The sequence below is a fragment of the Dactylosporangium sp. McL0621 genome (assembly GCF_049995355.1).
GTDB lineage: Bacteria > Actinomycetota > Actinomycetes > Mycobacteriales > Micromonosporaceae > Dactylosporangium.
The window spans coordinates 9,855,424-9,873,617 of sequence record NZ_CP188259.1; the positions used below are offsets into that span (position 1 = coordinate 9,855,424).

The 18,194-nt window shown below is 73.8% G+C and carries 16 protein-coding genes; 9 read left to right on the plus strand and 7 right to left on the minus strand.

Translation table 11 applies throughout. The annotated features are described in order from the left end of the window. Window positions 1-378: 378 nt before the first annotated feature. From ACPPVO_RS46690 to ACPPVO_RS46715, 6 genes are all read right to left on the minus strand, one after another. On the minus strand, window positions 379-996 hold the full coding sequence (locus ACPPVO_RS46690; protein WP_426505263.1) for an isochorismatase family protein: 618 nt from the start codon (window positions 994-996) through the stop codon (window positions 379-381). Beyond that, a complete protein-coding gene (locus ACPPVO_RS46695; RefSeq protein ID WP_426505264.1) occupies window positions 993-2,051 on the minus strand; it encodes an FAD-dependent oxidoreductase in 1,059 nt (352 codons plus the stop codon). The genes ACPPVO_RS46690 and ACPPVO_RS46695 overlap by 4 nt, the downstream gene beginning before the upstream one ends. Before the next feature lie 199 nt (window positions 2,052-2,250). Beyond that, window positions 2,251-3,504 carry a phenylacetate--CoA ligase family protein gene (locus ACPPVO_RS46700; protein WP_426505266.1) on the minus strand — a complete coding sequence of 418 codons (1,254 nt, stop codon included), beginning with the start codon at window positions 3,502-3,504 and terminating at the stop codon, window positions 2,251-2,253. Further along, window positions 3,501-4,241: an amidohydrolase family protein gene (locus tag ACPPVO_RS46705; protein ID WP_426514817.1), complete on the minus strand. Its 741-nt coding sequence runs from the start codon at window positions 4,239-4,241 to the stop codon at window positions 3,501-3,503. The genes ACPPVO_RS46700 and ACPPVO_RS46705 overlap by 4 nt, the downstream gene beginning before the upstream one ends. A 5-nt stretch (window positions 4,242-4,246) precedes the next feature. After that, window positions 4,247-5,347, minus strand: a complete 1,101-nt coding sequence (locus ACPPVO_RS46710; RefSeq protein ID WP_426505268.1) for a 3-dehydroquinate synthase II family protein — start codon at window positions 5,345-5,347, stop codon at window positions 4,247-4,249. Beyond that, window positions 5,344-6,138: a 2-amino-3,7-dideoxy-D-threo-hept-6-ulosonate synthase gene (locus ACPPVO_RS46715; RefSeq protein ID WP_426505270.1), complete on the minus strand. Its 795-nt coding sequence runs from the start codon at window positions 6,136-6,138 to the stop codon at window positions 5,344-5,346. The genes ACPPVO_RS46710 and ACPPVO_RS46715 overlap by 4 nt, the downstream gene beginning before the upstream one ends. Window positions 6,139-6,227: 89 nt before the next feature. Here ACPPVO_RS46715 and ACPPVO_RS46720 point away from each other — a divergent pair, with 89 nt between their 5' ends. From ACPPVO_RS46720 to trxA, 9 genes are all read left to right on the plus strand, one after another. Beyond that, window positions 6,228-8,222, plus strand: coding sequence for an anthranilate synthase family protein (locus tag ACPPVO_RS46720; RefSeq protein ID WP_426505272.1), 1,995 nt, complete (start codon window positions 6,228-6,230; stop codon window positions 8,220-8,222). Continuing rightward, complete coding sequence (locus ACPPVO_RS46725; protein WP_426505273.1) at window positions 8,219-11,005, plus strand: helix-turn-helix transcriptional regulator; 2,787 nt, start codon at window positions 8,219-8,221, stop codon at window positions 11,003-11,005. Before ACPPVO_RS46720 ends, ACPPVO_RS46725 begins: the two co-directional genes overlap by 4 nt. An 80-nt stretch (window positions 11,006-11,085) precedes the next feature. Further along, a complete protein-coding gene (locus ACPPVO_RS46730) occupies window positions 11,086-12,621 on the plus strand; it encodes an FAD-dependent monooxygenase (RefSeq protein ID WP_426505274.1) in 1,536 nt (511 codons plus the stop codon). Window positions 12,622-12,700: 79 nt separating this feature from the next. Continuing rightward, window positions 12,701-13,342, plus strand: coding sequence for a hypothetical protein (locus ACPPVO_RS46735; protein WP_426505276.1), 642 nt, complete (start codon window positions 12,701-12,703; stop codon window positions 13,340-13,342). A 34-nt stretch (window positions 13,343-13,376) separates the two neighbouring features. Further along, window positions 13,377-13,871, plus strand: a complete 495-nt coding sequence (locus tag ACPPVO_RS46740; protein WP_360373843.1) for a hypothetical protein — start codon at window positions 13,377-13,379, stop codon at window positions 13,869-13,871. Further along, the gene (locus tag ACPPVO_RS46745) at window positions 13,858-14,925 is read left to right on the plus strand and encodes an MAB_1171c family putative transporter (protein ID WP_426505278.1); all 1,068 of its coding nucleotides are present in this window, start codon (window positions 13,858-13,860) and stop codon (window positions 14,923-14,925) included. The genes ACPPVO_RS46740 and ACPPVO_RS46745 overlap by 14 nt, the downstream gene beginning before the upstream one ends. A 90-nt stretch (window positions 14,926-15,015) precedes the next feature. Then, the gene (locus tag ACPPVO_RS46750; RefSeq protein ID WP_426505280.1) at window positions 15,016-15,429 is read left to right on the plus strand and encodes an XRE family transcriptional regulator; all 414 of its coding nucleotides are present in this window, start codon (window positions 15,016-15,018) and stop codon (window positions 15,427-15,429) included. 147 nt (window positions 15,430-15,576) lie between these two features. Next, window positions 15,577-15,942 (plus strand): MerR family transcriptional regulator, encoded by a 366-nt coding sequence (locus ACPPVO_RS46755; protein ID WP_360373835.1) that lies wholly within the window; start codon window positions 15,577-15,579, stop codon window positions 15,940-15,942. Continuing rightward, window positions 15,939-16,259: a thioredoxin gene (gene trxA / locus ACPPVO_RS46760; protein WP_426505281.1), complete on the plus strand. Its 321-nt coding sequence runs from the start codon at window positions 15,939-15,941 to the stop codon at window positions 16,257-16,259. The genes ACPPVO_RS46755 and trxA overlap by 4 nt, the downstream gene beginning before the upstream one ends. A gap of 406 nt (window positions 16,260-16,665) precedes the next feature. Here trxA and ACPPVO_RS46765 read toward each other — a convergent pair whose 3' ends face one another. Next, complete coding sequence (locus tag ACPPVO_RS46765; protein WP_426505283.1) at window positions 16,666-17,940, minus strand: hypothetical protein; 1,275 nt, start codon at window positions 17,938-17,940, stop codon at window positions 16,666-16,668. Between the last annotated feature and the right edge of the window lie 254 nt (window positions 17,941-18,194).

Sequence of the window (18,194 nt, forward strand, 5' to 3'; positions counted from 1 at the left end):
GCCGGACGGCCGTCCGCTTCGGGCGCGGCCGCCGGCCCCCGTCCGGTTCGGGCGCGCCCGCCGGACCGCCGTCCGTCTCGAGCGCGGCCGCCAGCCCCCCGCCCGCCTCGACCGCGGCCGCCAGCCCCCGTCCTCGACCGCGGCCGCCAGCCCCCGTCCGCCTCGACCGCGGCCACCGGCGCGCCGTCCGCTTCGGGCGCGCCCACCGGGCCGCCGTCCTTCTCGAGCGCGGCCGCCGACCCCCGTCCGCTTCAGCCGCGGCCGCCGGCCGTCCCTTTCGAGCCCGGCCGCCGTTCCTTCGAAGTTCGGCCGCCGTCCTTCAGAGTTCGGCGCGGTCGTCGGTGCTGCACAAGTCGGCATGCAAAATCGTCACATCGCTCAGTCGCCGAGCGAGCCGAGCACCTCCTCCGTCGTAGGCGTCACGGCACAGCTACGCGAGGCGAAGTCCAGCGCGAGCGCGTGATCCGCGGCCGTGAAGTCCGCGATCGCGTCGGCGACCAGGAAGGGCTCGATGTCGTGCGCGTACGCGTCGCAGGCCGTGAGCAGACAGCCCAGGTGCGCGTAGACCCCGCACACCACGAGCTGGTCCCGGCCGAGCTCGCGCAGCATCCCGAGCAGCGGCGTGCGATGGAACGCGCTGTACCGCCACTTCGTCACGACCTCCGAGGCCGCCGCCGGCTCGAACACGAGTCCGCCCTCGTCGTCGTGCATGCCGTCGCCCCACACGTCGTGCAGCAGCCCCCGTTCGGCCCGGGTCATGCGTCCGGGCTGCGCGGTGTACCGCACAGGAATCTGCAGCTTTGTGCACGCCGCGCGCAACCGACCCACGTTCGCGAACAGCTCCCGCCCGGGCGACACGGAGGGGTCGAAGCGTTCGGCGAAGTACCGCTGCATGTCGTGCACGAGCAGCACACAGCGAGCCGGGTCCACCTTCCAGGGCGCCGGCCCCGGACGCGTGGGCGAGGGCAGCGTGTAGGCGATGGCGTCGGGAATCATGTGTACAACCAATCCTGTCCGGGCGGCTCGGCGGCCGCGATCTGCTTGTCCCGCCGGCGCTGCTCCGCGCCATCGGCGAGGTGGTACTCGTGCCCGCCCGCCACGCTCACCGCGACGACACGCTCAACGCGCGGGCGCCGCGCGGCCTCGAACCCGGCGAGATCATCCAGGTAGTCGGGCAACGCGGCGGCGTCCTCGATCGCCTGGGCCGCGCCCTGGGCGAGAAACGGCGGCATAGGGTGAGCCGCGTCGCCAATGACCACGACCCCGTCGCGATGCCAGGCCGGCAGCGGTGCGCGGGTGTACAACACGAATCCGCGCATGCAAGCGCGCGCGAGTGCGCGGACCGGTTCGTCCCAGCCGTCAAACGAATGCAATCCATCAGTGACGGCGACGACGTTGAGCCCGTCCGGCACCGGATAGGCGACCACATGTGCACCCGGGCCGAGCCAAACGCTCACCACCGGACGCGCATCGCGCACCGGCAGCACGGCCCGATAGGCGGTGTACCCGACGTCGACCAGCCCGTCCGACGCCAGCCGGCCACGAACGGTCGAGTGCAGACCGTCCGCGCCGACGACCAAACGGCCATCGGCGGACGCAAATGAACGGCCGAACCCGTCAGACGCACGCCGGCCACGGACAGCCGAGTGCAGACCGTCCGCACCGACGACCAAACGCTCATCGGCGGACCCAAACGAACGGCCGAACTGGACACCCGCGATGCGCGAATGCAAAACGCGCAGCAAGGCCGCGCGGCGTAACGACAGATATGGGGCGTCCCACCGGTCGAGTGCGGCCGAGCCGAGCAGTGACCCGTCCGCCCAGCGCCGGATCTCGCGCGCTTCGAGGCGCAGCGAGACCGCCTCCAACGCCGGTCCGAGCCCGAGTCCAGCGAGGACCCGGGTCGCGTTCGGCGGGAGCTGGATGCCGTAGCCCGAGGCCGACAGCGCCGGCGACCGCTCGACGACGGTGCAGGAACGGCCGTGCGCGGCGAGAGCGACGGCCGCAGTGAGGCCGCCGATCCCGGCGCCGACGATGAGGGGCTCGGACATGCGACGCTCCTGTAACCCTGTTGGGCAAGAGAAGGGGGTGCAGAACGTGGATGGCGTGCGCCCATCCGTCGCCCGATCGAGCCGGCGCAGATTTTGAGGGGGTGTGGGTGGAGCGAAGCTCCCCCACCGCGAGCGCAGAGAGCCAGGAATTCAGCCGAAGCTCCCCCACCGCGAGCGCAGCGAGCCAGAAGTACAGCAGCTAGTAATACAACAGAGCTCGATCCCAGTCCTCGCCCTCGCCGAACAAACCGCGCGGCTTCATCACCTCCGCCTGCGCGGTCAGGAGCCGATGCGGGACCAGGCCGCCCGGCGGCACCGGTACCACCAGCGGCTCCACGTGCGGGTACGCCGTACGCAGCGCCGCCGTCAAAGTTGCCGTCGCGGCCGTGCGCCAGCGGTCGGCGACCTCGATCTCCACGCGCACGCGCCCGCCGTCGACCCGGGCCCGCCAGAACCAGACGCCGAAGTCGTCCGGCAGGGCGAAGACCAGCTCCTCCAGCCCCAGCTGGGTCAGGCCACCCCGGGCGAAGCGGCCCAGCAGGCGCACAACGGGCAGGTGCCAGCCGCACGGGCAGGAGCGGTACGACACCTCGACCTCGTCCTCGATGGCGTACCGCAGCAGCGGCATCGCCGACCGGAACAGCGGCGTCACCACCAGCCGGCCGCGCCCGTCCGGCCGCAACAGACCCGTGTCCGGGTCCTGTACCTCGAAGACGGCCCGGTCGGCCCACAGGTGCATGGTGCCGTGCTCGCACTCGCCGGCCAGGCTGCCGGTCTCGGTGGCGCCGTACTCCTCCACGACCGGCGCCCCCCAGATGCGCGCGATGCGGGCCTTGCGCGCGGGGCCGACCGGCTCGCCGCCGACGAAGAGCGCGCGCAGGTCCGGGAAGTCACGGTAGCCGCCGATGCGCGCGGCCGCGGCCCACAGCAGCGTGTCGGTCGGCAGCGACCAGGTGATCGTTACGCCGAGGTCGTGCAGCAGGCGTACCACGCGCGAGTACGGCGTCGCCAGGGAGCGGTTGTCGGCCGGGACCACTGTCGCGCCGCGCAGCCGGGCGGCCGCGTGGGCGAGGTGCCCGGTGATCATCAGCGCGTACGGGGTGCGGACCAGCATCGTGTCGGCCGCCGTGAGGCCCGTCCATTTGCGGGCGAAGCGCTCGGCCAGGTCGAGCCAGTCGGTCTCGGTGTAGTACGAGGCGGTCGGCTCGCCGCTGCTGCCGCTCGACTCGTGGTAGGTGGCCAGGTCCGCGCGGTCGCAGGCGAGCAGGCCGAACGGGTACGCGTCGCGGAGGTCCTGTTTGGTCGTGAGCGGCTGGTCGGGCAGGGGCGCGATGCCGCGCTTGCGGTAGAAGGGCGAGCGCTCGGCGGCGGCGTACACCGCGGGCAGCCGCTCCTGTTGCAGCCGGGCGAGGCCGGCGAAGTCGGACCAGTCGCCGATCTGAGGCAGTCTCATGAGCACCCCAGCAGGCGGTCGGCGTTGCCGGACGAGACCAGCGCGAGCTCGTCCGGGGGCAGGCCGAGGGCGCGCAGCTTGGCGACCTCGACGCTCGGGTGCTGCAGCGGGTGCTCGGTGCCGAAGAGCACCCGGTGCGCGCCCAGCCGGCGCACCGCGAGGCGGGCGACGGCGGTGAAGCAGCCGGAGAGCTCGACGGCGATGTTGGGCAGCGGCGCGACGAGGTTCAGGCCCGCCGCGTCGAGGCCGGTGTGTCCGCAGTGGCCGGACACGAACGTGACGCCGGGGTGGCGGGCGGCGAGGACGACGAGGTCCTCGGTGCGGGTGCCGGCGCGGCCGAGGCAGACGACGTACACCGGGTGGCGGTGCCGTGCGGCGACGCGCACGAGCGCCTCGACCCGCGGGTCGTCGAGCCGGAAGCCGTGCACGGCCGGGGAGATCTCCAGGCCCCGGAACCGCGGCGCCGCCGCCTCGTAGTCGGCGGCGTCGCGGTACGGGTCGGCGAAGAAGAACGGGACCAGCCGCCCGCCGGACGCCTCGCACGCCCGGCGGACCCCCTCGTTGTCGGCCAGCGCCTTGCTCCGCCCGCCGTCGACGATCTGCACCGAGAGCCGGTCGAGGCCGACCACCCCGCCGGCGCAGACCGCCGCCCGCTCGACCCCGGCCTCGTCGAGCGCGCCCAGCAGGGCCTCGGTGGCGCCGGGGCCGGGGGTCAGGCGCGCGTGGAAGTCGAACATCGCGATCACTGCTCGTAGCAGAGCTCGTCGATGGGGTACCCGACGTGCCGCTCGCGGCGTGGCAGGTACCCCAGGATCCGGTCGCCGGGCCGCAGCGCGGTCGAGTTCAGCACCGCGCCGCCCGGCCCGAGGATCCGCACGTGCCAGTCGTCCTGGACGATGACGTTCACCGCCTCGCCGCCCTCGGCGACGGCGTCGATCGACAGCAGCGGCCGCGTCTCGATCTTCACCCGGCCGACGACCGCCGGGCGGGTGCGCCCGTCGACCCCGACGGCCAGGACGGTGCTGCCCGCGCGCAGTTCGCTGAGGTACCGCGTGTGCTCGGCGTCCGCCAGCGTGTACGACATGATCGCGCCGGCGTTGACGCGGAACGGCCGCGTCGGCATGTACGGCAGCGGGTGGGTCTCGCTCACGCACAGCACCAGCGCCTTGGCCCGCGAGCCGACCAGGATCCCCTCGTCGCGGGCCAGGTAGGTGCACGTGTCGACGCAGGCCCGCTCCCCCATCCCGGCGTGGGTGACCGCGGTGACGGTCAGCTCGGTGAGCTCCAGGTCCGGGGAGCGGCGCTCGACCGCGTCCTTGAGCCGGCCCGCCTCGCCGGGCGCGTTCGGGGCCAGCATCACCCCGTCCGGGCCGTGCTCGAGCACGCCGAGGAACACGGGCGCGTCCGCGGCCCGCTCGACGGTGGTGACGATGAGCCCGTGCGCGTCGGCCGCCGCGGCCAGCACGATCTCGAGCGGGATGTTCGTCGGGTCGGCGAAGCGCAGCACGGTGACCGGGTCGCGGGTCACGCTCGCGCAGGCCAGGGCGAGCGAGTCGGCGTCGGTGACCTCGACGTAGGCGCCGAAGCGCATCCCGGGGTGGCGGGCGGTGAGCCGGCCGGGCTCGCCGTGCTGGGCCGGGTCGACGATGACGAGGTCGGCGTCCCCGAAGGTGTCCGGGAGCTCCTTGCCGGGCAGCAGCACCCGGGTCACGGTCGGCGGGAGGCCGGCGAGGTCGGCCGGGTCGTCGGCGACGATGGCGTCGAAGCCCCGGTGGATCGCCTCCTGGGACAGGGCCGACTTCAGCTCGTCGGCGGCGCGGATGTCGAGCCAGCACTGCTTCATGGGGTACTCCTCGCGAAGGTTCGGTCGTGGACCAGGGCGGAGAGCCGGCGCAGCATCGCGGCCGGCTCGGGGGCGTTGAAGACGAGCCGGCCCGCGGCGACCCCGCCCGCCCCCGCGCGCATCGCGTCGGCGAGGTGGTTGAGGGCCGCGGCGCTGTCGTGGGCGTCGCCGCCGGCCGCGAGCACCGGGATCGGGCTGGCCGCGGTGAGCGCGGCGAGGTCGGCCACGGCCCGCGGCATCGCGGTCTTGACCAGGTCGGCGCCGAGCTCGGCGGCGATGGCGGCGGCGTGCGCGACCAGGTGCGGGGCGCGGCCGTCGGCGATGCCGGGGCCGCGGGCGTAGACCATGGCCAGCAGCGGCACGCCCCAGCGCTCGCAGTCACCGGCGACCGCGGCCAGGTCGGCCAGCTGCCGCGGCTCGGTACCGGATCCGGCGTTGACGTGCACGCTGACCGCGTCGGCGCCCAGGCGCAGCGCCTCCTCGACGGAGCAGACGAGCACCTTGGCGTCGGGGTCGGCGGACAGGCCGGTGCCGGCGCTGAGGTGGACGATGAGGGAGAGTGAGCGGAAGCGGCGGGCCGCCACGTGCCGCAGCGCGCCCTTGTGCAGGACCACGGCGTCGGCCCCGCCGTCGGCGACGTCGCCGACGAGCCGGTCCAGGCCCCCCGGCCGTCCACTGTGGATAATGGGGGCGCCGCTGATGGGATGATCGAGCGGTACCACGAGAAGACCGCCGGATCCGTTCCGGTACAACCGGTCCAGCCGGACCCGGCGGGGGAAGTTGTGAGCCACGCCTTCAGAAGCTAGGCGCGGGCCGGTGCACGCCCCACTACCTCAATGGGTAGTGGCCGGCCGCGCGGGCGCGCTGCGACGGTGGCGGCATGACGCATCCGTGGTTGCAGCGTATCGCCGGCGCCGAGGCCTACGCCCTGGTGTGCCGCGACGAGCGGGTGGAGCTGCGCGTCGGCGCGCCCCTCGACTCGATCCCGGCGGAGCCGGCCGGCGAGGTGGTGGCGGCGCTGCCGTACCGCACCATCGCCGAGCGCGGCCTGGCGTGCGTCGACGACGGGGCGCCGCTGCTGGCCTTCGCGGTGACGTGGTCCGGCTCGCTGCCGGTCGAGGAGGTCCTCGGCCTGGCCGCGCCCGCGCCGGCGCTGGGCGAGGGCCGCTTCGACCTCGACGACGAGGAGTACGCGCGGATCGTCGAGGACGTCGTCGCGCACGACATCGGGGGCGGCACCGGCTCCAACTTCGTGATCCGCCGCACCTACCGGGCCCGCATCCCGGACTTCACGCCCGCCACCGCGCTGGGGGCGCTGCAGAACCTGCTGCGGGCCGAGCGGGGGGCGTACTGGACGTTCCTGCTGCACTGCCGCGGCCGTACCCTGCTCGGCGCCACCCCCGAGTCGCAGGCGCGCCTGGACAGCGGAATCGCCGCCATGAACCCGATCAGCGGCACCTACCGCTACCCGCCCGGCGGCCCGACCGCACGCGGGCTGCGCCGGTTCCTCGCCGACCGCAAGGAGACCGAGGAGCTGTTCATGGTCGCCGACGAGGAGCTCAAGACGATGGCCCGGGTCTGCGACGGCGGCGGCCGGCTGCGCGGGCCCTGGCTGCGGCCCATGTCGCGGCTGGCGCACACCGAGTACATCATCGACGGGCCCACGCGGCTCGGACCGGCCGAGGTGCTCCGCGCGACCCTGCCCGCCCCGACGGTGACCGGCAGCCCGCTCGCCGCCGCCTGCCGGGTGATCGCCGAGCGCGAGGGCACCGGCCGCGGCTACTACGGCGGGGCGATCGCGCTGCTCGGCCCGTGCTCGCTCGACTCGGCGCTGCTCATCCGCACCGCGGAGATCGGGCCGGACGGGTCCGTGACCATCGGCGTCGGGGCGACGCTGGTGCGCCACGGCGACCCGGCGGCGGAGGCGGCGGAGACCCGGGCCAAGGCGGCGGCGCTCCTGGGCGCCCTCAAAGGCGAAAAAGCGGCGTCGGTACCGCCGAAGCTTCCCGCCCTCGAACGCGCCCTGCGCCGTCGCAACACCGGCCTGTCCCCGTTCTGGCTCGGCCGTCCGGTCCGGCTCCGCCCGCTGTCCGGCCGGGTGCTGATCATCGACAACGAGGACGACTTCACCGCGATGCTGGCCCGGCTCACCGAGGCGCTCGGGCTGCGCGTCGACGTGCGGCTCAAGAGCGGTACGCAATGGCTGCGCGACGGCTACGACGCGGTCGTGCTCGGCCCCGGCCCCGGCGACCCGCGCGACCGCAGCGACCCGCGCATCGACCGGCTGCACGAGATCGCCCGGCGGCTGCTGGCCGAACGGACGCCGACGCTGGCCGTCTGTCTGGGCCACCAGGTCCTCGCGGACGAGCTCGGCCTGCCGATCCGGCGGCTCGCCCGGCCGGCCCAGGGCGAGCCCCGGCGGGTCCCCGGCTTCGGGCGGGTCGGGTTCTACAACACCTTCGTGGCGGTGTCCGACGCACCGGGACATCGAATGAATACTATTCACGTGACAACGGTGCGTGACGGTTCGCCGGAGCGAATTGGGATATTGCGGGATGCAGGCACCGGCGCGGTGCACGCAATGCGGTGGGCACGAGCGCGGTCAATACAGTTCCATGTCGAATCGGTGCTGACCGAGCACGGCCCCGCGATTCTGCGGCGCCTATTTTGCGAGGTTTGGTCGCCCGAAATCCCGGCGGGCCCGCCGCCCGGGCCGGGAGCAGCGCGATATCGGGCCGACGGAGGATGCCGTCCGGGTTCGTCCGGCTCCCCCGAAAGGCTGTTCAAGTCGATCATCGCGGACCGCGAGAATCACCGCAGGCCACCAACGGTAATCGAGCCGTACACCGGAAAAACGTCCGACAACTTGGGGTGATTTCGCTGACGACACCGGCCGCGGGGACATTCGGGCGCGATCGCGAGCTCGCCGTCCTGCGAAAGGCCGTGTCCGGCGCCGCCGCGGGCTTCGGCGGGTGCACGATCGTCACCGGCTCGGCCGGCATCGGCAAGTCCCACCTCGTGCGCACGGCCACCCACTGCGCCGAGGGGCGCGGGGTGTCGGTCGCGGCCCGGGCCGCGTTCGAGCTCGACCGCGCGGCCCCGCTCATCACCCTCGCCTCGGCGCTGCAGCAGATCCGGCCGCCGGAGCCGGCGCTGGGCTGGCTGCGCGAGGACGACGACGCGCAGTACCGCACCCTGGAGCGCCTCGGCGCGGCGCTGGAGGACTACGCGGCCCAGCGGCCCCTGGTGATCGCGATCGACGACGCCCAGTGGATGGACGAGCTGTCCGCCCTGGCCGTCGCCGAGCTCGTCCCGGCCCTGGCCTCCTCCCCCGTGCACTGGATCTTCGCGCACCGCCCGGCCCCGGCGGGTACCCCCGGGCAGCAGCTCATGGAGCGCCTCGTGCGCGACGGGCACGAGCAGCTCATGCTCGGCACCCTCGACGACGAGGCGGTGCGCCGGCTGTGCGCGCAGGTCGTCGGGGCCGACGTCGACAACACCGTGCTGGCCCTGGCCGGCGGCTGCGACGGCAACCCGCTGCAGGTCGAGCAGCTGGTCCGGACGCTGCACCTGACCGGGCAGCTGGTCGTGGCCGACGGCATCGGCACCGTCGTCGGCGAGGAGCTGCCGTCGAGCTTCATCACGATCGTCGACCAGATGCTGCACGGGCTGTCCAGCGACGCCCAGGAGCTGCTCCAGGCGGCCGCCGTGTTCGGCCGCCCGTTCGGGCTCGAGGCCGTCGCCGACCTGCTCGACGTGCGCCCGGCGACCCTGATCAAGCAGGTCAAGGAGGCGACCACCGCGCGGGTGCTGGTCGACAACGGCGAGCTCGAGTTCGTACACGACCTGGTGCGGCTGGCGGTGTACGGCACCCTCAACGGCGCCGTCGCCACCATGCTGCACCGCCAGGCCGCCGTCATCGCCCGGGCCGAGGGCCGCCCGCCGGTCGAGGTCGCCCAGCACCTGCTCAAGACCGGCCGCTCCGGCCGCCACGAGGCCGTCACCATCCTGCACGAGGCGGCCCTCGAGGTCGCCCCGGCCGCGCCCAGCACCGCCGCCGACCTGATCGAGCACGCCCTGGACGCGGTCGGCGAGCACGACCCCGGCCGGGTGGCGCTGGTCGCCGACGCGGTCACGCTGCTCGCCTCGGCCGGGCGGCTGGAGCGGGCCCAGGATCTCGGCGAGACGGCGCTGCGGGCCGGGCTCGACCCGCGCACCGAGGCCATGCTCAAGTTCGGCCTCGCCGAGGCGTTCAAGCACGCCGGGCGCAACAGCACCGCGGTGCAGTACGCCGACCAGGGCCTGGCCGTGGCCGGCGCGCCCGAGTCGGTGCGGGCCAAGCTGCACGCCATCCGCGCCCACGCCCGCTTCTACACCAACGACCTGCCCGGCGCCGACGAGGACGGCGCCGCCGCCACCGACGCGGGCATGGCCACCGGGGAGTACGCCGCCTCCGTCTTCGGCCTCACCGGCCGCAGCCTCGTCGCGCAGGCCCAGGGCCGCCTCGACGACGCCTACGCCCACGCCGAGCACGCCACCGGCATCGCCGACAAGGTCCGCGGCGACGCCGCCCACCGCCACCCGCGGATCTGGCTCGGCGACGCCCAGGCGGCGCTGGACCGCTTCGACGAGGCCGAGGAGACCTACCGCCGGGGCCGCCGCGAGTCCGAGCGCCTCGGCACCGCCTGGTCCACGCCGCTGTGGCACTACTACCACGCCGGCCTGCTCACCGCCCGCGGCCGCCTCGACGACGCCGTCGCCGAGGCCGAGGCGGGCGTCGCCGTCGCGCTGAACCTGACCGCCTTCGCGCTCGCGGTACCGCTGCTGGGCCAGCTGACCCGGCTCGCCGTCCTGCAGGGCGACCTACCCCAGGCCCAGGCCCACCTCACGCACATGCACCGGCGCATGGCCGCCGGGATCACCTGCGCGCCCGAGGACATGTTCTGGCCGGAGGGCGTGCTGCAGGAGGCCACGGCCGGGCCCGACGCGGCGCTGGGCACCCTGGCCGGCATCGTCGACGGGCTGCCCGAGCGGCCGGTCCTGCTGGCCCAGGACCCGACCGCCGCCCCCGCGCTCGTGCACATCGCGGTCCGCGCCGACGACCTGCCCCGCGCCCGCACCGTCGTGGCCGCGGCCCGCGCCCTCGCCGGGCGCAACCCCGGCCTCGTCTCCCTCGCCGCCGCCGCCGACCACGCCGAGGGCGTGCTCACCGGCGACCCCTGGCTGCTGCGCGGGGCCGTGGAACGCTTCCGGCGTACCCCGCGCCGCCTCGCCCTGGCCGGCGCCCTCGAGGACGCCGCCCTCAACACCGCCGACGAACGGCAGGGCCGCGCCTGGGCCGCCGAGGCCATCGCCATCGTCACCGACTGCCGCGCCGAACGCGCCCGCCGCCGCCTCGAGTTCAGCCTCGGCGGCCCCAAGGCCCCGACCGAGCGGCCCGTGTTCCGCCCCGGCTCCCCGCTGCACCAGCTGACCCCGGCCGAGCAGAACGTCGCCCTGCAGGTCGCGCTCGGGCTCACCAACCGCCAGGTCGCCGGCGTGCTGCACCTGTCCCGGCACACCGTCGACAGCCACCTGCGCAAGATCTTCACCAAGCTCGACCTGCGCGGCCGCGTCGAACTGGCGAACCTCGTCCACCGGGATCGCTTGAACACGTGATGTACGGGGGCACCCCCCGGACCCGAGCATGACCAGTGGCGACGAAGGCGTCGCCGAGGTCGAGCGATGGGGGAACGCCGGTGACGACGCCGACGCGCACACAGGTACTCGTGGTCGGAGCGGGCCCCACCGGCGCGGTCCTCGCGCTCGAGCTCGCCCACCACAACGTGCCCTGCCTGGTCGTGGAGCGCGCCGTCGCCCCGCCGCGGCACGCCGGCGTCGACCGGCTCACCGGCCACGCCATGGGCCTGCTGCGCCGCCTCGGCCTCGCCGCGCTGGTCCGCCGGTACGCGGGGCCGCCCGAGCTCGAGGACGTCGAGTGGCGCACCCGCCTCGACGACGAGCCGGTGCTGGTCTCCTCGCACGACTCCCGCGACTCCTACGACGATGCCGAACCCGGCGCCGTCGGCCCGGACCACCGCGTCCCGGCCGCCGAGCTGACCCGGCGCCTGCGCGACGAGCTGCGCGAGCACCCGCTCATCGACCTGCGTGAGGGCTGGACCTTCACCGGGCTGCGCGTCGAGCCGGGCGGCGCCGTCGCCACGGTGCTGGACGTGCACGCGGGCGTGCGGCACACGATCGCGGCGCGGCACCTCGTGGGCTGCGACGGCGCCCAGAGCACGGTGCGGCGCTGTCTCGAGGTACCGATGGAAAGCCTCGGCAGCCCGGCCCGCCACTGCTCGGTGTTCTTCCGCAGCACCGACCCCCGCCTGCCCGCCAAGCACGGCACGCCCGTCGTCGTGGTCGTCGGCGGGCTGACGAGCGTGTCCCGCGGCGACGGCGACAGCTGGGTCGCCCACCTGCCGGTCGGGGCCGACGAGCCGGTCACCACCGACCCGGTCGCGATGCTGCGGGCGCGGCTCGGCAGCGGCCTGGAGGTGCCGGAGATCCTCGGCGTGGCCCAGTGGGACGACGCCCTGGCCGTCGCCGCGGCGTACCGGCGCGGGCCGGTGTTCCTGGCCGGCGAGGCCGCGCACCGTTTCCACCCGGCCGGCGAGCTCGCCGACACCAGCCTCGCCGACGCCGTCGACCTGGGCTGGAAGCTGGCCGCCGAGATCAACGGCTGGGGCGGGCCGGGGCTGCTGGCCAGCTACGAGTCCGAGCGGCGGCCCAGCGCCCTGCTCGACCGGGAGCTGCTGGCGCGGTCGCTGGAGACGCGGCGGCGCTTCGGCCGGCTCAGCGCCGCCGGGGCCGCCCCCGAGCTGCTCGCCGGGGTACTGCGGCAGGAGGCGAACCGCCCCGACGCCCGTGCCCTGCCGGCCCGGCACGCGAACTCGGCCGTGGTGTGGCACAGCGGCGCGCTCGGCACGGTCCGCCCCGGTGGCCGCGCCCCGGACCTGCGCCTGGACACGGGCGAGGCGCTGGCCGACCGGTTCGGCCCGGAGCTCACCCTCGTCGACCTCACCGGGGACGCGGCCGGGCGGTCGCTCGCCGCCGCCGCCAACGCGCGCGGCATCCCGGTCACGCACCTGCCGATCGCCGACGAGGGCGTGCGCACCGGCTGGGATAGGCCGCTCGCGCTGGTCCGCCCCGACCGGCACGTGGCCTGGTGCGCCGACACCGTGCCGGCCGACTGGAATGCCGTGCTGGACCTGGTCAGCGGCAAGACCACGTGAATACGTGATGCCCGCGGAGCACCCCGGCGTCCACGCTCGGAGGACGCCCAGCCCACCACCGACAGGCAGGACAGGACCGATGAGCATGACGACCCTGGCGCCACACCTGACGGCCACTCCGGAATTCGGCAAGGATCTCCGCGACACCGTCGTGAGCCGGTGGCACAAGCGCCTGTCGGCGAACCCGTCGGCGAAGCGCAGCCACTGGCGCACCAAGACCGTGTACTTCCGCGCGGTCGCGAGCCTCGTCGCCGCCGCCCCCGGGGCCCCGCTGACCTGGAAGAGCATCGTCGAGGCGGCCGCGCCCAACGGCAGCCGCAGCACGTTTTACGAGGTTGCCGGCGCGCACGCCCGGCACCCGCTCATCGACGCGTTCATCGGCGACGGCCGCACCGACTCGATCCAGCTGGCCCTGTACTACCGGCGCACCGACGCCGTCGCGCAGCTGCTCGACGAGGCCAAGGTCTGGTCGTACTGGCAGCACCGCGAGCGCATGCTCGACGCCGTGAGCGCGGCCGGCCCGCTCCCCGCGACGGTGCTGGAGGCCGAGGTGTGCGAGTCGCTGTCGAAGTGGTCGCGGGCCAACCCGCACCTCGCCGCGGCGCTCGGGCACACCCCGCCCGCGTGCGCCGTGGAGGACCTCATGCTCATCCGGAACGGGCAGATGGCCGCGGTACGGGCGGCGGGGCAGCTCACCGAGCACCTGCGCCGAGCCGCCTGAGAGCGTCGGGCCGGCCGCCGGTTAGTCTGGCGGCGTGGGACTGCGGCGGCTTGAGCGGGAGTGCCGGCGGCTGATCGCGGACATCGAGCTACCGGAGCCGTTCGACCTGTCCGTGTTCCTGTCGTACGTCGCCGCGCGCCGCGGCCGCGACCTGCACCTGCATCCACAGCCCGCGCCGGCCGGGGCGCCCTGCGGGCTGTGGCTGGCCACCGACCAGGCCGACCACGTCTTCTACGCGGCGGGCGTCGACCCGCTGCACCGCCGGCACATCATCCTGCACGAGATCGGGCACATCCTCTGCGACCACAAGGCGCCCGGTCTCGTGCTGCCCGACCTGGACCCGGCCACCGTCGCCCGGGTGCTGCTGCGCTCCACCTACTCGGCGCCGCAGGAGCAGGTCGCAGAGATGATCGCGACGATGATCAGCGGCCGGGCGCTGCGCGGCGGCACCGAGCCCCGCACCGACGACCCGCTGCTGCAGGGCCTGCAGGAGGCGCTCATCCCGGGACCGGGCCATGGCCTTCGCTGACACCCTCGAGTTCCTGGTCCTGGCCGCGTTCTGGGCGTTCACCATCTGGCGCTTCGCGACGCCGCAGCCGCCCCGCGGCCGGGCCATGCGGCTGGTGGCCCTGCTCGTCGCGCTGTCGTTCACGTTCAACCGGCGGGAGATCTCGTTCGCCACGGACCGGCTGCTGCACGTGGCCGACGTGTCGGTACCGCTGAAAAATCTGGCCACCGCCGCCGCCTCGGCCGCGATGGTGCACCTGACCGGCCTCATGCCCGGGCCCGTCGCCGACCGCCCCCGGCTGCGCCGCTGGGCCTACGCGCTGCTCGCCGCGGCCGGCGTGACAATGGTGGTGCTCTTCCTGCTGGTTCCGCGCAGCCCCGCCCGCGGCGACTTCGTGGCCGAGCACGCCGGGACGCCACCGGTCACCGCGTACGGCGTGCTGACCCAGTTCGGCCTGTTCGTCGGCCTCGCCTGCTGCCTGGCGCTGTTCCACCCCGCCGCCGGGCGGGCCGAGCGCGGGCCGATGCGGGTTGGCCTGCGGCTGCTGACCGCGGGCGCCCTGGTCGGGCTGCTGTTCATCCTCAACCGGGTCGCGTTCCAGGTCAGCAACGCCCTGGGCAGCGACGTGATGAACGGCCCCGGCGCGGAGAGCCTGTCGCGGGTGATCCTGGCCGCGATGCTGCTGCTCTTCGCCGCGGGCGCGGCCCTGCCGGCGCTGGGCGGCCTGCGGCGCTGGCTCGCGCACTATCTCGCTCTGCAGCGATTGCGTCCCCTGTGGGCCGCTTCGGTGGCGGCGGTACCGCATGTGGTGCTCGGCGATCCCCCCAGCCCCCTCGCCGACCGGCTCACGATCCGCGGCGTCGACCTGCGCCTGTACCGCCGGATCATCGAGATCCGCGACGCGCAGTGGGAGCTGGGGCAGGCTCAGCAGGCGCCGCCGGAGGCGGACACGAGCCTGGTGGAGCAGGCTCGTGCGCTCCTGCGGGCCGGAAACGTTGTGGCCACCCCCGATTTGGCGCCGGTCAGGCCGCCCGGCCACAACGATCCACCCTCAGCCTCCAAGCACGCCCCATAAACTTGAGTTGATGGGGTGCACGGCGCCTGTAAATCTGAGCTTATGATGGACATTTCCATCCGACCGGCAGGATTGTCAAGGGTTGATGCGATGAGCGAACCGACACTCGCGGCCAAGCTGGATCGCCTGTTCCGCACCGTCCACCCGGCCGGCCGCGGCGAGTACACCTACGAAGAGGTGGCCGCCGCCATCCGCGAGCGCGGCGTCATGATCTCGCACACATACGTGTGGCAGCTGCGCAAAGGCGCCCGCGACAACCCCACCAAGCGGCACCTGGAGGCGCTCGCGGAGTTCTTCGGGGTCAACGCCGCGTACTTCCTCGACGACGACCCGGACACCGTCCGGCGCATCGAGGAGCAGCTGGACCTGCTGGCGGTCCTGCGCGACAGCGCGGTGCGCTCGGTCGCCCTGCGGGCCGCGGGGCTGTCGGGCCCGAGCCTGGAGGCGATCCACGGCATGATCGAGCACGCCCGCCGCATCGAGGGCTTGCCAGACGCGGACTAGCTCACCTCCCGCTCGGGGTGGGGAGCTTCGCTCCACCCACACCCCCTCACGACCTGAACCGGCGCACTTCGGGCGACACTCAGCCGCGCGAGATCCTCCTGACTCGGACTAGCGTTGACATGGGCGTCAACGTTTAGCGTGGATCGCATGCGGATCGGCGAGTTGGCGGAGCGGGCCGGCACGAGCACGCGGGCCCTGCGCTACTACGAGCAGCACGGCCTCATCGCCGCGCGGCGCACTTCCAACGGCTACCGCGAGTACGACGAGTCCGACCTGCGGCTGGTACGCGAGATCCGGTCGCTGCTGGAGATCGGCTTCAACCTCGAGGACACGCGCCCCTTCGTGGAGTGCCTGCGCTCGGGCCGCGCCTCGGGGGCCGAGTGCCCGGGCTCGATCGAGGTGCTGGGCCGCAAGCTCGCCGACCTGGACGGGTGCATCGCGCGCCTGCAGGCGGTACGCAGCGTCGTCTCCCACGAGCTGGCGCAGGCCCAAACGCTGGAGGAGCCCGCATGACGACCGAGGTCACCGACGAGACGTTCGCCCACGAGGTACTGGCCAGCGACGTGCCGGTGCTCGTGGACTTCTGGGCCGAGTGGTGCCCGCCGTGCCACCGCATCGCGCCCATGCTGGACGAGCTCGCCACGGAGTTCGAGGGCCGCGCGCGCGTGGTGAAGCTCAACGCCGACGACAACCCGCTGACCGCCCGCGCGTACGGCGTGCTGTCCATGCCGACGCTGACCGTCTTCCGCGGCGGCGAGGTCGTGTCCCAGCACGTGGGGGCGCGCCCGAAGGCCAAGCTGCGCGAGCAGATCGACTCGGCGCTGCGCTGAGCCAGGCGCCCGGCGAGTTCCGCAGCGTCGAGCGACCTCGCCGTCCCGTGTCGACGTTCCCTGAATCCCGAGCTCGCGCGCCGCGAACCGACAAGGCGGGCGCTCGGCGAGATCAGCGTCGAGCGACCTCGCCGTCTGCGGCCCGGAAGATCTGGCGACAGATGGCCGCCGACCTCAACGGCCCCGGCCCAGCCGAACGTTCTCTGAAACCCAACGTCACGCGCTACGAAACGATAAGTCGGGCGCTCCGCGCCGCGACTTATCGGACTTATACCCGGTCAGGCGAAAAATGCGGATATGTCGAGCGCAGCGGGGCGCGCAGCGCCCGACATATCCGCATCACAACGACGAAACGGCCGCCACGGGAAGTCCGTGGCGGCCGTTTCGCAACGAAGTGCAGCAAGGCTCACGCCTGTTCAGGAGACTCCTCGCGCCGCGCGTCCTGCCCCGAGGCGCTGTCCGGCTGGGTCGGCAGCTGCTCCGGCACCTGGCGGACCTGGACCGGCGCGGGCACCTTCGGGTACTCCCCCGTGTCCCCGCCGCCCGCCGCCGCGGCCATGACCGCCGCCGCGGCCAGGTCGGCCACGCGCTTCGCCTCGCGCTGCACGCGGGCGCGGACCTCCTTGGCGTGCCGCTCGGCCGAGTCCGCGGCCTGGCGGGCATGCTCGAGGCGGGTCAGCTCGCTGGTGAGGCTCTGCTTGGTCTCGGCGAGGCGCTGCTGCAGCGTGTTGACCTCGCGGCCGAGCTCCGCCGACTCGCGGCGGCCCTCGATCAGCTTCGTCTGGGTCGCCTCGTGCTCGGCCTGCAGCTGCGTGAGGGCCTTCTGGCGGGCCTGCACGTCCTGCTGTACCACCGCAAGCTGCTGCTGGTGCCGGGCGTTCTCCTCGTCGGAGCGCTTGCGCAGGTCCGCGGCGTACTTCTGGGCGTCCGCGTGCAGCGCCGCGTTCTTCTGGTCCGAGGCCTGCCGCTGCTGGGTCAGGTCGCGCTCGGTGTTCTGGCGCGCCTCGGTCAGCTCCCGCTCGACGGCGCCCTTGAGCTCCTCGATCTCGCGCTGCGCGGCCGCCTTCCACTGCGCCAGCTCCTGCTGGGCCTGGGCACGGCCGGCCTTGACCTCCTGGAGCACCTGCTGGCGCGCGGCCTCGGCCAGGGCGTCGGCCTCGGCCCGCGTCTTCTCCATGTGCTCGACGCTCTGCTCGTGGACCCGCTTGGCCTCGGCCTCGGAGCGCTCGCGCGCGGCCTCGCCCTCGGCGATGAGCTTCTCGGCGCGCTCCTGGGCCTCGGCGAGCGCCTTCTCGGCCTTGCCCTGGTGCTCGGCCGCCTTCTGCTCGGTGTTGTCGATGATCACGCCGGCCTGCTTCTCGGCGAGCGCGAGGATCTGGTCGACCATCGGGCCGAGGTGGCGGAAGGAGGCGCGGTCGACGCGGGCCGGCCGCTGGCGTACCTCGTTGAGCTCCGCCTGCAGCTGCTTGAGCTGCGCGGTCAGGTCCTGCACCTGGTTCGTCAGGTCCTGGGCCTGGCCGGCGGCGCGCTTGCGATCGGTGGTGAGGCTGGCGATCTGCCGGTCGAGCTGGTTGAGGTACTGGTCGACCTGGCGCTTGTCGTAGCCCCGAACCTGCTGGGTGAAGTTGGGCCGCGCCGCGGCGTCGTCACGCTGCGTCAGCAGATCCCCGCCATGGGTCATGAATGGATCCTCCATATGATCGGGAAGCTTTGACGCCGCCGCTCACGGACGGTGGCACACGGTCCGCCAGCACATCCAAAACGCTACCGAGCCCCTAGCGCAAGTCTTCGGTTTGCGAAGAGGGTGTTCGGGCAGGATACGCGCGCCGACCGTTTTATCCCGAATTTTCGGGACGTGTCGGGACCACAGTGGACAATCGGTCACCCGTACGGCCGACCCGCGTGACGGCCGACCCGGGAGCAGGCCCCGCCGAG

Excerpts from the sequence above, each read along its gene's own strand:
- ACPPVO_RS46690 (WP_426505263.1), bottom strand. The coding sequence starts at position 996 with ATGATTCCCGACGCCATCGCCTACACGCTGCCCTCGCCCACGCGTCCG.
- ACPPVO_RS46695 (WP_426505264.1), bottom strand. The coding sequence starts at position 2,051 with ATGTCCGAGCCCCTCATCGTCGGCGCCGGGATCGGCGGCCTCACTGCG.
- ACPPVO_RS46700 (WP_426505266.1), bottom strand. The coding sequence starts at position 3,504 with ATGAGACTGCCTCAGATCGGCGACTGGTCCGACTTCGCCGGCCTCGCC.
- ACPPVO_RS46705 (WP_426514817.1), bottom strand. The coding sequence starts at position 4,241 with ATGTTCGACTTCCACGCGCGCCTGACCCCCGGCCCCGGCGCCACCGAG.
- ACPPVO_RS46710 (WP_426505268.1), bottom strand. The coding sequence starts at position 5,347 with ATGAAGCAGTGCTGGCTCGACATCCGCGCCGCCGACGAGCTGAAGTCG.
- ACPPVO_RS46720 (WP_426505272.1), top strand. The coding sequence starts at position 6,228 with ATGACGCATCCGTGGTTGCAGCGTATCGCCGGCGCCGAGGCCTACGCC.
- ACPPVO_RS46735 (WP_426505276.1), top strand. The coding sequence starts at position 12,701 with ATGAGCATGACGACCCTGGCGCCACACCTGACGGCCACTCCGGAATTC.
- ACPPVO_RS46745 (WP_426505278.1), top strand. The coding sequence starts at position 13,858 with ATGGCCTTCGCTGACACCCTCGAGTTCCTGGTCCTGGCCGCGTTCTGG.
- ACPPVO_RS46750 (WP_426505280.1), top strand. The coding sequence starts at position 15,016 with ATGAGCGAACCGACACTCGCGGCCAAGCTGGATCGCCTGTTCCGCACC.
- ACPPVO_RS46755 (WP_360373835.1), top strand. The coding sequence starts at position 15,577 with ATGCGGATCGGCGAGTTGGCGGAGCGGGCCGGCACGAGCACGCGGGCC.
- trxA (WP_426505281.1), top strand. The coding sequence starts at position 15,939 with ATGACGACCGAGGTCACCGACGAGACGTTCGCCCACGAGGTACTGGCC.
- ACPPVO_RS46765 (WP_426505283.1), bottom strand. The coding sequence starts at position 17,940 with ATGACCCATGGCGGGGATCTGCTGACGCAGCGTGACGACGCCGCGGCG.